Genomic DNA, 12,820 nt, shown 5'->3' with positions numbered 1-12,820 from the left:
ATGATAGGAAACCGAAAACTTATATGGATAACAGGGGCGATCATTGGAATCGCCTTGATTATCATCCTTGGCTACTCATTTAAAAATAAAGATGTAGTTGCAAGTGTAAATGGGGAAGAAATCCACAAAGAAGAATTGTATAAACTTCTCACGGATCAATATGGTACAGATGCATTAGAATCACTTATTTCAAATAAAATTGTTGAACTTGAGGTGAAAAAAGAAAAGATAACCGTTTCTGATAAGGAAATGGATAGTGAATTGGATGCATTGATTGAAGCATATGGGGGAGAGGATGCCCTAAAATCATCATTGGAAACTCAAGGATTTACAATGGAAGATGTCAAGGATGATGTTAAATTCTATATTCAAACAAAAAAGCTACTTGAGCCTCGTGTTGAGGTTACAGATGATGAAATAAAGACGTATTTTGAAGAAAACAAAGATTCATTTGCTACTCCTGAGCAAGTGAAAGCAAGTCATATTTTAGTAGAAGATGAGGAGACTGCAAAGGAAGTGAAGAAAAAACTTGATGAAGGTGCTAATTTCGAGGATTTAGCTAAGGAATATTCCACTGATTCAAGTGCTGAATCTGGTGGAGATTTAGGATATTTTTCAGCAGGTGATATGGTGGAGGAATTTGAAAAAGCTGCATTTTCGATGAAGATTGATGATATCAGCAACCCTGTTAAAACAGAAAACGGCTATCATATTATTAAAGTAACTGATAAAAAAGCAGCAACTGCAGCAAACTATGAAGATAGTAAAGACACGATTAAGGAAACAATATACGATCAAAAAATAAATGATGAGTATTCCACATGGTTAACAGAAAAAATGGAGGAATATGAGATAGATAGAAATTTATAAGAGAAAAAGTTTATATAGATTCAAAGCCGTCTACCTATAGGCGGCTTTTTTGCATTAAATTATTTACCAAAACACTATTTTTTTAAATGGTGTTATAGTAGTTTTATAGATATGAAGGGTGTGATCTCATGACTACGATTTGTTTAATAAGGCATGGTGAAACAGATTGGAATGCAATTGGTAGAATCCAAGGAAGAACAGATATACCACTGAATGAAAAAGGGATTCGGCAAGCACAACTATGTAGAGATTTTTTTAAGGGATCAACTGAATGGGATGTAATAATTACGAGTACGCTTCAGAGAGCTAGACAAACTGCGGAAATTATCAATGAATCAATTGGATTGTCATTTTTGGAAATGGAGGAGTTTGTCGAAAGAGGTTTTGGTGAAGTGGAGGGTATGACAATTGAAGAGCGGACGAAGTTGTATCCTGATGGTCAGTATCCAAATCAGGAGGATGTCGAAACACTATTAAATCGGCTTATGAGTGGTTTGAAAAAAATTCAGCAGGAGTACGAGAATAAAAAGGTGCTCCTTGTCGTACATGGGGCAGTTATTAATGCGATTTTAGATGAGGTTTCCAACGGTAAACTTGGATATGGAAAATCAAGATTACGTAATGCCTCATTTTCTCATATTCATTTTGAAAATGGTGAATGGGAGCTTCAAAAGTATAATCAAGTCTCTCATCTAACACCAGAATTCATATCGAAATAAGTGTAAGCCACTGCATAGGGCAGTGGCTATTTTTTATACGTTAAATCTTTTAACTGATTGCTCGAGTTTTAAAGATAATTCATTAAGTGTGGAAGTTAATTCTGAAATTGTATCCATTGATTCCAATTGTCGGTCAGTAGATGCCGCCACATTTTTTGTGGAATCGGCAGTCTCTTTTGTAAGAGATGCAAATTCTGCAATTGATGCTGAGATTTCTTCGGAACCAGCGGACATTTCTTCAGTAATGGCAGATACATCCTGTATTTCATCTGTTACTAATTCAACATCATGAAGGATGGATTTGAATTTTTCTTGTGTATGATTAACCGCTAAGGCACCCTCTTCTACCTTTTTGGTTCCTTCATGCATATTCATGACAGCTTTTTCAATTGTAAATTTGAAATGATTTAATCGATCTTCAATTAGTTTAGCAGATTTACTCGATTCTTCAGCTAGCTTTCTTACCTCTTGAGACACAACGGCAAATCCTTTGCCATGTTCACCTGCTCTTGCAGCTTCAATTGCAGCATTTAACGCAAGTAGGTTTGTTTGTTCTGCTACACCTGATATGAGTCCAACAATCATACCGATTTCATTTGCTTGCTCCCCTAACTCTTCAATTACCTTGGACGATTCAGTGACAGTATCCTTCATATTATTAATCCGATTAATAATGAGTTGAATTTCATCAAAACCATCTTTCACATGCTTCTCCATATTAGATGATTTCTCGCTTACATCAGTTGCAGCCTCTGCAATACGTTGGATACCGATTGACATCTCTTCAATAGCTTTTACCGTCTCTTCACTTCGTTCTAATTGTGTTTCAGTTGAGATGGCAACCTCCTGAATATTTCCGATTATTTCATCGTTTGCTTGATTAATTATCTTCATTTTTTGATTGATTTCGTTCGTTGAATTTAATAATAAATTTGAAGATTGCTTAATATCATTAATCATATCAATGTTGTTCTGTGTCATATGTTGAAAAGATTGAGTTACTTGTTTGACCTCATCCTCCCCATTCACTTTTACCTTCGTAATCTGCTCCTGAGCATTTAATAGGTCTCCATTTGCCATCTTTTCTGCAGCAATACTTATCGTCTCCAATGGTTTTAATTTTCGACGTATATTCCAAGCCAATAGTATAATGATTAGAAAGATGAGTATGCCGTTGGTTATGACCATAAATGGAAGATCTGAACGAAATACTTCGGAACTAATCTCGTCGACATTCTCTGCCGCAATGTCTACACCTAAAATTCCGATTACTTTATTATTGAGTTTAATTGGAACATACGCGGATAAATAATCACCATATTCCGGGTCGTGTATAATTGGAGCACTTGAACCTTCACCATTTAAGACTTTTTCTACATCTTTGTATTTGACCGCTGAGCTTGCTTCTCCTAGTTCAGATGCTTGTTCTGAACCTTTTACTTGTCCATCGATCATGATGAATGCATTTTGTTTTTCATCTATTTTAATTGTATATACATACAACGCACCGATTTTTTCACGAAAGTCATTTAGTTCCTCTCGTAAATTCCAATATGTATCTGATTCAACTGGGTTTTCTAAAAATCTTTCATATGCTTTTGTATCAAATTTTGTGGAAATATTATCTGCGATCGTAATACCGAAATTTGCAATCGTTGATTCGACTGTATTTTTACTATTTTTAAATAGCATTAATGTATTCCCAATTAAGACAATTAACAAGCCTATTATTAATGCAAATGCTAATTTACTGCTAACTTTTTTCATGACTTCCTCCCTTAACTTTTATTGTATGTATATTAATAAAAGTATAGGCACAATAAGTTATGAAATTCATTAAATAAAATATGGAAGGCAAGTGAAGGTATGGATGGTTATGGGGTTGCATTTTTATTTTTCACCTGTTAAGATTGAACTAACTTTTAATGAACGGAGGGTTCCTAGTGTTGATTTCTGGTAGAATTCGAATCCAAAATTTGAACAATAACTGAATATGTTCAAGCTCTGTCTGCGTGCAGAGTAAACGGGATTGGTCTGCCTACAATAGGATACCTTATTTTAACGGATAAGAGGGAAATGGCGCGAGTCTACCCTCTTTTTTGTCCTCTTTTTTAATGGGAATTTTTACAATATGGGCCTTTCTATTACCGAAATAGATACTTATTTTCACTTCGAAAATAAATTCTATAACGGCTTATTTTGTTATATTCCAACCGTTTACTCGAACACAGGCAGATTGTCTGTGTTTTTTATTTTTTAAAGGAAATAGGAGGAATATATATGGAACGAAATGCAATATTAGTAGGGGTTAATCTAAAAAATAATCAAGAGGAATTTGAATATTCCATGGAGGAATTAGAGAATTTAGCTGAGGCCTGTGATGTGAATGTTCTAGCCGAAATTACCCAAAATTTAAATCAAATAAATAAATCTCATTATATTGGAAAAGGAAAGATTCAAGAATTAGCGGCATTGATGGAAGAGAAAGATGCGAATTTGGTGATTTTTGATGATGAGTTGTCACCTTCACAAATTCGAAATTTAGAATCTGAATTAGATTGTGAAGTAATTGACCGTACGATGCTTATATTGGCGATCTTTGCTGAACGTGCAAAAACACGAGAATCACAACTTCAGGTTGAGGTTGCAAGATTAAAATACATGCTTCCACGCCTAGTTGGGATGCGCGAATCCCTCGGACGTCAAGGTGGCGGTTCTGGTTTAAAAAATAGGGGTGCTGGAGAAACAAAACTAGAGCTAGACCGCCGAAAAATTGAAGAGAAGATTGCAAAGTTATCGAAGGAGCTCGAAAATTTAGTTGCACAACGAAAGACACAAAGAAAACAACGTCATAAAAATGAAATTCCCGTAGTTTCTTTAGTTGGTTATACGAATGTTGGAAAGTCGACCATTATGAATGCAATGCTTGAAGCTTTAGGGAATAGTGAAGAGAAGCAAGTTTTTGAAAAAAATATGTTATTTGCAACATTAGAAACAGCGGTAAGAAAAATAGCATTACCTAATAATAAATCATTTTTACTGACGGATACAGTTGGTTTTATCAACAAGCTCCCACATCATCTAGTGAAGGCATTTCGCTCGACACTCGAGGAAGTGACAGAAGCAGATTTACTCATTCACGTTGTCGATTTTTCGAATCCGAATCATGAGGAACAGAGGAAGCTAACAAATAAAGTGTTAGCAGAAATTGGTGTTACAGATATTCCGATATTATATGTCTATAACAAGGCGGAGTTAATGAATGAAGATCTTCCACAAATTCAAGGTGAAGATGTATATATATCCGCTAAAAACCGAATTGGAATAGAAGAACTGACTCAGCAAATTAGTAAGAGAATCTTCATTGATTATGTTCAATGTGACCTGTTGATTCCTTATTCAGAAGGTGATATTGTATCGTACTTCAGTGAGCATGGTCATGTTTTGTCTACTGAATATGAAGAAGGTGGGACGAAATTACGTGTTGAGTGTAAAAAAGCGGCTGCTAAAAAATTTCATGAATATGTAGTAAATGAAGTCAGGATTATCTAAAAGGATAACGTAAACAATATTGTTTTTAAAATTGTCGGGCGTCCCCTAATATAGTGGGGACGTCATTTTTTTATCGTTATAGATAAGAAAAAAATGTTAATAATTACTTTGACAGATAGAGTAATTTCGAGTAAGATTACTCTATCAGATAGAATAGTGATGAAACAAGGAAGTGTAAACATGATTAGGAGCGATCTTATTCGCGGACATTTGGATTCAATAATTTTACGGCTAATTTTAGAACAAGACAGGTATGGATATGAAATATCCAAGGAAATCAGCTTACGAACTAACCATCGTTTCCAAATTAAAGAGGCAACCCTTTATGCCGTGTTTCAACGACTAGAAAAAAAGGAATTAATAGAATCTTACTTAGGTAATGTTTCTCAAGGCGGGAAAAGGAAGTATTACACGATCACAACACTTGGAAAGGCCTACTTAAAAGAGATGATTGAAGAATGGATTGAAACAAAAGAAATTATCGACTTATTTATGGAGGGATTAAATTGAAGAAATTAAAAGACCATGTAGCTGAGTTATTTAAAGACATACCAGATAGTGAACAAAAAAAGGCAATCATGCAAGAAGTATTAGAAAATCTTGAAGAAAAGGTATGGGATTTAAAGGAGCAGGGAAAAGAAGAAGAGGATGCTATAAATAAGGCAATTGTTGATTTTGGTGATATTGATGAGTTAAAAAAAGAGCTAGGAATTAAGCGACCAGTGAAAAGGAATATGTCCAAATTGAATTTAGGCTATTCAATATGGGGCAGTCTATTAATTATTTCACTTTTTATCTTTATTAATCTCTATTATTCCCCTGATACGATCTGGTTTGTTTATCCAACCTTTGCTGTATTATGGTGGCCCTTAACAATGTATTTTCAATGGCTGCGTTCAAAATAAGGAGGAGTGAAATGAGGAAACATGATATCGGTTTTGCGATAGTAGGAAGTAGTATGAGTATTGTTTTTTTCATGATTGTCAATTTTTTAACAAGTAAAAATATCCTTTGGTTTGTTTATCCTTCTATTTTACTGTTGATTTGGCCAATTGGTTTATACTGCTTGAAAAAAGAGAAATATAAGTACTTCTCACTTTCGATAAGTACACTGATTATTATTTTTTTAATCATTGAGAACATCTTAAATTCGCCCGAACATCTTTGGTTTTTATATGCTATTTTCCCTATCATTTGGTGGCCGATTCTTGTGTTTCTAGGCAAGAAAGCTGGTACGCTGGCAGTAGCATGGATTGGTGCTGGAACTACGATTCTCTATTATTCGGACTTGAATATACTTCTTTCACCTGGCTATCCCTGGGCTGTTTATCCAGCATTTGTAGTATTATGGTGGCCGCTTAGTTTATACCATGCTCGTAGAAAAACATATTTTGCATTTTCCATTCAAGCGAGTGTTTTAATTAGTGCCTTCTTTATTACTGTAAACATCATTTCATCACCCAATACAATATGGGCTGTTTACCCTATTTTTTGCGTATTATGGTGGCCATTAAGTATGTATTATTTTGTATATAAAAGGAGCCTAAAACACTGATCAGGAGGGTGTTGCTTATAATGGAAGAAAGAAGAGTTTATCTTATTTTTACTGACACTGGCACATTATTCACTAGATTAATAAAATTATATACGAAAAAAAGATATAATCATGTTTCATTATCATTCGATCATCAATTACAAGAGATTTTTAGCTTCGGCCGTAAAAAACCGTATAATCCTTTTATAGGAGGATTTGTAAGGGAGAAAATAGATGAAGGTCTATTTAAAAAGGCGAAATGTGAAATTTATAGCTTTACAATCTCGGAATCTAATTATAATCAAATGCGAATGAAGGTCAAACAAATTGAAGAAAAAAGGGATTCATACAAATATAATTTAATAGGTCTATTTGCGGTCATGCTAAAATATCAACTTAATAGAAAAAATGCCTTCTTTTGCTCTCAATTTGTAGCAACGATTTTAAAAGAAGGGCAAGTTGTGCTTGATAAATCACCCTGTCAGTGTAAACCTCATGATTTATTAGGCATACAGTCTCTCAAATTAATTTATCGAGGGAAGCTTCATTTTTATTCAAATATATCAGAGGAAAAGGTCATGGAAAAAGATCAAATCTTTGGGAATTCAATTAGTACTCCAATTCCTTTATAATGAGAATAAACCAGTCGATTAAGTGGGAGGTGACGATGGATGGTATCAAAAATGAAAATACCTGATACTAAAACGTCTCATGCAAAGCCTAGTATTGGAAAGGCGATACTTTGCATGGGGTGGAATTAATATCATACATCGCCCAAGTTTGCTTTTCTGATACACTGGCTTTGCACCTTATTTTTAATTAATAGAATAAGGAGCTGGAAAAAATGGCATATGTAAAGGCAACAGCTATTTTACCCGAAAAGCTGATATCAGAAATTCAAAAATATGTTCAAGGAGAAACAATATATATTCCGAAACCAGAAACTACCCATAAGAAATGGGGTACACGCTCTGGAACGAGAAAGTACATTGATGATCGAAATGTTTCGATTAAAACTTCTTTTAAAAATGGAAGGACGATTGATCAATTAGCTAATGATTATCACCTTTCTGTAGAGACAATAAAAAAAATCGTATACACTAAATAAAAAAGTATGAAAGCACTGATTTGCGAAAAATCAGTGCTTTTACTATGTAAAGTTTATTTCATAGTTATTCTTTGCATTTTATCTCAATTAAAAATTGTATAAGGTATATGAGTGATATCGTTCATGTGTATGACCATGAATAGGAGTGATAAATATGGAACCTTTTATTAGAAACGAACAATTTAATTTTATCCGTACTCAGGCACAAGCATTAGTTAGTGGCCACACTTCCGTTAATGATAGGGTAGTTTTAAATGCGATGAAGTCGCTTGCAATAGAGAAAGTAATCGGTTTATTTATCGACATAAGTGAAGAACAAAGAAAGGTGCTTCAACCAATTGTAGAAATCGAGGATAAGGAACAGGCTGATGAATTTTTAGAGAAAGTAAAGCCTTTTGTTATACCGTTTAAAACCATTTCAGAACATGCGATAAAGAAACTATTTCCAAAGGTCAAAAAGTTAAAAACACCATCATTAGAAAACATTGATTTAAAAGAAATCACATATTTAGGATGGGATGACAAAGGCTCTCAAAAGAAATATTTAATTACTATCTGCGAAAACAAGTTAATCGGTTTACAAGGTACATTTAAACCACTTAATAAAAAAGGTAATTGTGTGATTTGTAATAAATTTGAAGAAATAGGGATGTTCATGACAGAAACAAAAGGTTTGACACAAGGAACGTTTATTAAAAGAGGGAATTATATTTGTAAGGACAGTCAAAAATGTAATCACAATATATCCTCACTTGAAAAACTAACTGATTTTATTTCTTTATTAACATTTAAAGTGTAAAAAATGCATTGATTTTCCTCCGAAATAACTAGAAATAAACCCTTCTAACTAAACTAGCCAATTCGTAATTTTACCTAATAAATGGGGAACTCTAAATAGTAGTGGAAGGATAAATATATCGGAGGAATTGAAATGGAAAATGAAAATACGCTAGAAGATAATTATCTTCCAGTTACTTCAATAACAAGTGGAATTGGGCAGGCTATTTTACCAGATATTTTTTGTTTGCCGATTCAGATTGTGAATGTTTGCTTTGTAGGGACGAAGGATGACTGGGTATTGGTGGATGCAGGAATGCCACAGTCTGCAGATGATATTATCGAGGCTGCAAAAGAGCAATTCGGTGAGAATACGAGGCCTAATGCAATAATTTTGACACATGCCCATTTTGATCATGTTGGTGCAATTGAAAAGTTAATAGAGATTTGGGATATACCCGTATATGCACATATGAAGGAAATTCCTTATTTGACTGGAAAAGCAAACTATCCTGAGGGGGATCCAACTGTTTCTAGTGGTTTAGTAGCGAAAATGTCCCCGATGTTCCCAAATCATGGAATTAATATTGGAAGCCATGTTCACGTATTACCTGAGGACCATAGTGTTCCTTATATGGAAGGATGGGCTTGGACTCATACTCCGGGGCACACTCCTGGACATGTATCTTTTTTTAGGGAAGATGATGGTGCTCTCATTGTAGGAGATGCCTTTGTCACAGTGAAGCAGGAATCTCTTTTCAAGGTAATGGTGCAAAAGCAGGAAATAAGTGGACCACCCAAATATTTCACACCAGATTGGGTAGCAGCAAAACAATCGGTTATCAAGCTTGAAAAATTGAAACCAAAAATTGCTGTTACAGGACACGGTTTACCAATGTCAGGTGAAGAACTAACAACTGCACTGGCTACATTGGTTCGTGACTTTGATGACATCGCTCTCCCAAAAAATAGTCACTTCGTAAACTAGAAAGAGAGAATATTATGAAAGGTTTTTATTAGGACTTTTTTCCTATGTCTTTGTTAGGTATTTCTTGGTATTATTGGAATGTCATCAAAAAGCCTTACATTCTTAGTAATTATAAGAATGAAGAGAGGTATTTTTGATTTGAAACGAAGAAATTGGACGTTTGAAGAAATTGAATTTTTGAAAGAAAACATTGGTCACATGAAAATATCAACTATTTCTAGACAATTGAACAGAACCGAAACGGCTGTTGACTTGAAAATCAAACGTTTAGGGCTTTCAAATACGAAATCCTTTACAGGCCAGCTTACGATGCATGAACTAGCTATGTTATTGAAAATTGATCCAAAATCGGTTAAGCTTTGGATTGAAAATCATGGACTTAAGTATACTAAGAAGGCTACTAGAAATACGAGAAAGTTCTATTTCATCAAACCTGAGGATTTTTGGGAATGGGCTAAGAATAATAAAAAACGGATTGACTTTTCAAAAATAGAGAGACAATCTATCATTCCTGAACCATCTTGGGTGGATTCTGAAAGATATACAGAAAAAAAGGTTAACTACAAGGCATGGACAACTATCGAAATACATTCCATGATTGAACTCGTCTCGACAGGACAAACCTTTTCTGATATTGGAAAAAGATTAAATCGAAGTGCAGTTAGTATTCAGCGAAAGTATCAGAGATTAAATAGTATGAAGAAGGCAATACATTAGATATTACTTTAAAACCAAACTATACAAAAGGCAAAGTTGTTGAAAAACGATGACGCAAAGCCCACGGGCCTAAGGAGGATTTCTACTCTAAGGCGGCCGGGTTGCTATAGAATGGAAGGTTATTTTTTTTGATGACAATTAAAAAAGGGGAGGAATTAGAGTATGTTTTCTACTACCTAATTTCTCCCCTATTTATTATGATGACATTTTATTGTGAGATTTTTTTTAAGTGTTCTCGGTCTGCTGCTTTCATTGCATTCATACCCATTACTGAGAAGGTGGTGCAGATTGCAAAGAGGCTAAAGGTTATAAGGTAAGCTATGAACATGAACAATACACTCCTTTAGGTTGTATTAATACCTTAATTATAGTGGGAATAGGAAGAGTGGTATGTGATGTAAATCACAGATTTAATATTTTACTCCATTAATTTGCATAATCATTGAATAGCGATTTCCATTGTAGTTGTTTTTTAAATATGATATAGTTTTTTCGTTAAACGTAGGAGGTAAGCTGAAGTGTAATCTCCTATCAAATGGACGAAATGAAGGGAAGAAACTATGGCTTATATAGATGAAGTATTAAAGCGAAGAACGTTTGCAATTATCTCCCATCCTGATGCGGGTAAAACAACAATGACTGAAAAACTTTTATATTTTGGGAATGTAATTCGTGAAACAGGGACTGTCAAAGGTAAGAAAACCGGAAAATATGCAGCATCAGATTGGATGGAAATTGAAAAGCAACGTGGTATTTCAGTTACGTCATCTGTGATGAGTTTTCCTTATGATGATTTTTATGTAAATATCCTCGATACACCTGGACATGAGGATTTCAGTGAAGATACGTATCGTACACTAACAGCAGTTGATAGTGTTGTAATGATTATCGATTCAACAAAAGGAGTAGAGCCTCAAACAATCAAATTATTTAAGGTTTGTCGAATGAGGGGTATTCCAATTTTTACGTTCATTAATAAGCTTGATCGTGAAGGAAAGGATCCGCTTGAGCTTTTATCAGAAATTGAAGAGGTACTTGGGATTGAATCCTACCCAATGAACTGGCCAATTGGGATGGGGAAAAGATTCTTAGGTATCTATGATCGATATAATGAAGAATTTGTTCATTTTAATGGTAATGAAGATGAAGAAATTATTTCATTTGAAGAGCTTGAGAATGGTCAACATCCTACGATTACTGAAAATCCAGTTTACGATAGCTCGAAGGAAGAGCTTTTATTATTGGATGAGGCAGGGAATGAATTTGATGTTGAACGTGTAGCCAAAGGAGAGCTTACACCTGTCTTCTTTGGAAGTGCCCTTGCAAATTTTGGTGTTGAAACGTTTTTTAATACTTTTTTACGTTTTGCTTCACCTCCAAAGCCACGGAAAACAAACTTAGGACTAATTCCACCTGAGGAAGAAACATTTTCAGGCTATATTTTTAAAATCCAAGCTAATATGAACACGAAGCACCGAGATCGGATTGCTTTTTTTCGGGTATGCTCAGGTAAGTTTGAACGTGGAATGAGTGTGTCAATTACTCGGACAAATAAATCGATAAAATTAAACCAAACACAACAATTTATGGCTTCAAGTAGAGAAACTGTTGATGTGGCTTATCCAGGTGATATTATCGGTATTTATGATCCGAATGTATATCAAATTGGTGATACGTTAACAGAAGGTAAGGAAAACATTCATTATCAAGAGCTACCTGCCTTTCCACCAGAAATATTTCGTAAAGTACGCGTGAAAAATGTTATGAAGGCAAAGCAATTTAGAAAAGGGATTGAACAGCTCGTTCAAGAAGGTGCTATTCAATTATACAAGCAGGAGTCGAATGAGGAATTTATTTTAGGTGCTGTTGGCCAACTTCAATACGAGGTTTTTGAGTATCGATTGCAAGCGGAATATAATGTTTCGGTAGAGTTTACAAATATCGGAAACCGAATCCCTAGATGGATTGGCAACAAGGATGTTGATCCACGATTGTTTGATTCAAGAAGTTTGTTAGTTCGTGACCGTCATGACCGTCTAGCGGTTTTGTTTGAGAATGATTTTACGTATCGATATTTTCAAGATAAGAACAAAGATATTGAGTTGATCGATTTAATGGAGAGTAATGATTATAAAAGTGTGTAAAAACATATAAGTGACATATTTACGTAATTAAAAAAAGCTGTTCCCATAGAGATGGATCAGCTTTTTTTGTTATATTTATTAGGTATGGAAAATGGTGAAGGGATTTGATTTATTTGATTCTTAAGTTGATATTGGCACTTATTTTGCCTGCTTTACTCGTTGTTTTATTTACACGGGTTACATATAACCATTATGTGGGGCTATTGTTAGCAACTGCATTAATTATTGCTTCTATTTATAAAGGCTATACTGATTCGATTTACATAGGAATAGCGGATATTCTTTCACTTATAATAGGATATTTATATTCTAAACGAATGGTAAAAAGAGTGAAAACATAAGACAATACTAACGCCGAATTAACTGCCGTAACGCCGAATTAATCTCGCTAACGCCGGATTAATTGCCGTA

14 protein-coding genes and 1 riboswitch are annotated in these 12,820 nt (G+C 34.4%); of the genes, 13 read left to right on the top strand and 1 reads right to left on the bottom strand.

The features are described from left to right. Together MJG50_RS13735 and MJG50_RS13730 are read left to right on the top strand one after the other, a co-directional pair. Positions 1–870: a peptidylprolyl isomerase gene (locus MJG50_RS13735; RefSeq protein ID WP_275695619.1), complete on the top strand. Its 870-nt coding sequence runs from the start codon at positions 1–3 to the stop codon at positions 868–870. Between the two features lie 128 nt (positions 871–998). Beyond that, positions 999–1,589 (top strand): histidine phosphatase family protein, encoded by a 591-nt coding sequence (locus MJG50_RS13730; RefSeq protein WP_240256313.1) that lies wholly within the window; start codon positions 999–1,001, stop codon positions 1,587–1,589. A gap of 33 nt (positions 1,590–1,622) precedes the next feature. Here the strand turns inward: MJG50_RS13730 and MJG50_RS13725 are convergent, their stop codons facing one another. Further along, entirely contained in the window at positions 1,623–3,356 is a 1,734-nt protein-coding gene (locus MJG50_RS13725) for a methyl-accepting chemotaxis protein (protein WP_240256312.1), read from the bottom strand. Between the two features lie 513 nt (positions 3,357–3,869). Here MJG50_RS13725 and hflX point away from each other — a divergent pair. The 11 genes from hflX to MJG50_RS13670 all read left to right on the top strand — a co-directional run bounded on the left by hflX (position 3,870) and on the right by MJG50_RS13670 (position 12,750). After that, complete coding sequence (gene hflX, locus MJG50_RS13720; RefSeq protein ID WP_240256311.1) at positions 3,870–5,141, top strand: GTPase HflX; 1,272 nt, start codon at positions 3,870–3,872, stop codon at positions 5,139–5,141. Between the two features lie 180 nt (positions 5,142–5,321). Then, positions 5,322–5,651 carry a PadR family transcriptional regulator gene (locus MJG50_RS13715; RefSeq protein ID WP_240256310.1) on the top strand — a complete coding sequence of 110 codons (330 nt, stop codon included), beginning with the start codon at positions 5,322–5,324 and terminating at the stop codon, positions 5,649–5,651. Further along, positions 5,648–6,046 (top strand): permease prefix domain 1-containing protein, encoded by a 399-nt coding sequence (locus MJG50_RS13710; protein WP_240256309.1) that lies wholly within the window; start codon positions 5,648–5,650, stop codon positions 6,044–6,046. The genes MJG50_RS13715 and MJG50_RS13710 overlap by 4 nt, the downstream gene beginning before the upstream one ends. A gap of 11 nt (positions 6,047–6,057) precedes the next feature. After that, on the top strand, positions 6,058–6,696 hold the full coding sequence (locus MJG50_RS13705) for a hypothetical protein (RefSeq protein WP_240256308.1): 639 nt from the start codon (positions 6,058–6,060) through the stop codon (positions 6,694–6,696). A 20-nt stretch (positions 6,697–6,716) separates the two neighbouring features. Further along, positions 6,717–7,307, top strand: coding sequence for a hypothetical protein (locus MJG50_RS13700; protein WP_240256307.1), 591 nt, complete (start codon positions 6,717–6,719; stop codon positions 7,305–7,307). Positions 7,308–7,519: 212 nt separating this feature from the next. Next, the gene (locus tag MJG50_RS13695) at positions 7,520–7,783 is read left to right on the top strand and encodes a CD3324 family protein (RefSeq protein ID WP_240256306.1); all 264 of its coding nucleotides are present in this window, start codon (positions 7,520–7,522) and stop codon (positions 7,781–7,783) included. A gap of 154 nt (positions 7,784–7,937) precedes the next feature. Beyond that, complete coding sequence (locus tag MJG50_RS13690; RefSeq protein ID WP_240256305.1) at positions 7,938–8,582, top strand: FusB/FusC family EF-G-binding protein; 645 nt, start codon at positions 7,938–7,940, stop codon at positions 8,580–8,582. A gap of 132 nt (positions 8,583–8,714) precedes the next feature. Then, positions 8,715–9,548, top strand: a complete 834-nt coding sequence (locus MJG50_RS13685) for an MBL fold metallo-hydrolase (RefSeq protein ID WP_240256304.1) — start codon at positions 8,715–8,717, stop codon at positions 9,546–9,548. A 138-nt stretch (positions 9,549–9,686) separates the two neighbouring features. After that, entirely contained in the window at positions 9,687–10,265 is a 579-nt protein-coding gene (locus MJG50_RS13680; protein WP_240256303.1) for a helix-turn-helix domain-containing protein, read from the top strand. Positions 10,266–10,284: 19 nt separating this feature from the next. After that, a riboswitch (cyclic di-GMP riboswitch) is annotated at positions 10,285–10,374 on the top strand. A 451-nt stretch (positions 10,375–10,825) separates the two neighbouring features. Beyond that, the gene (locus MJG50_RS13675; RefSeq protein ID WP_240256302.1) at positions 10,826–12,409 is read left to right on the top strand and encodes a peptide chain release factor 3; all 1,584 of its coding nucleotides are present in this window, start codon (positions 10,826–10,828) and stop codon (positions 12,407–12,409) included. A 113-nt stretch (positions 12,410–12,522) separates the two neighbouring features. Continuing rightward, positions 12,523–12,750, top strand: coding sequence for a DUF2198 family protein (locus MJG50_RS13670; protein ID WP_240256383.1), 228 nt, complete (start codon positions 12,523–12,525; stop codon positions 12,748–12,750). Positions 12,751–12,820 lie beyond the last annotated feature (70 nt).

The sequence above is a fragment of the Fredinandcohnia quinoae genome (assembly GCF_022427965.1).
Taxonomy (GTDB): Bacteria; Bacillota; Bacilli; order Bacillales; family Bacillaceae_L; genus Ferdinandcohnia; species Ferdinandcohnia quinoae.
Note: the sequence above shows the minus strand (reverse complement) of the source record. Positions and strands in the feature narration are given on the sequence as shown.

Bases quoted from the DNA above. Each gene is read 5' to 3' on its own strand.
- MJG50_RS13700 (WP_240256307.1), top strand. From the start codon at position 6,717: ATGGAAGAAAGAAGAGTTTATCTTATTTTTACTGACACTGGCACATTA.
- MJG50_RS13675 (WP_240256302.1), top strand. From the start codon at position 10,826: ATGGCTTATATAGATGAAGTATTAAAGCGAAGAACGTTTGCAATTATC.
- MJG50_RS13705 (WP_240256308.1), top strand. From the start codon at position 6,058: ATGAGGAAACATGATATCGGTTTTGCGATAGTAGGAAGTAGTATGAGT.
- MJG50_RS13725 (WP_240256312.1), bottom strand. From the start codon at position 3,356: ATGAAAAAAGTTAGCAGTAAATTAGCATTTGCATTAATAATAGGCTTG.
- MJG50_RS13695 (WP_240256306.1), top strand. From the start codon at position 7,520: ATGGCATATGTAAAGGCAACAGCTATTTTACCCGAAAAGCTGATATCA.
- MJG50_RS13690 (WP_240256305.1), top strand. From the start codon at position 7,938: ATGGAACCTTTTATTAGAAACGAACAATTTAATTTTATCCGTACTCAG.
- MJG50_RS13715 (WP_240256310.1), top strand. From the start codon at position 5,322: ATGATTAGGAGCGATCTTATTCGCGGACATTTGGATTCAATAATTTTA.
- MJG50_RS13730 (WP_240256313.1), top strand. From the start codon at position 999: ATGACTACGATTTGTTTAATAAGGCATGGTGAAACAGATTGGAATGCA.
- hflX (WP_240256311.1), top strand. From the start codon at position 3,870: ATGGAACGAAATGCAATATTAGTAGGGGTTAATCTAAAAAATAATCAA.
- MJG50_RS13685 (WP_240256304.1), top strand. From the start codon at position 8,715: ATGGAAAATGAAAATACGCTAGAAGATAATTATCTTCCAGTTACTTCA.
- MJG50_RS13735 (WP_275695619.1), top strand. From the start codon at position 1: ATGATAGGAAACCGAAAACTTATATGGATAACAGGGGCGATCATTGGA.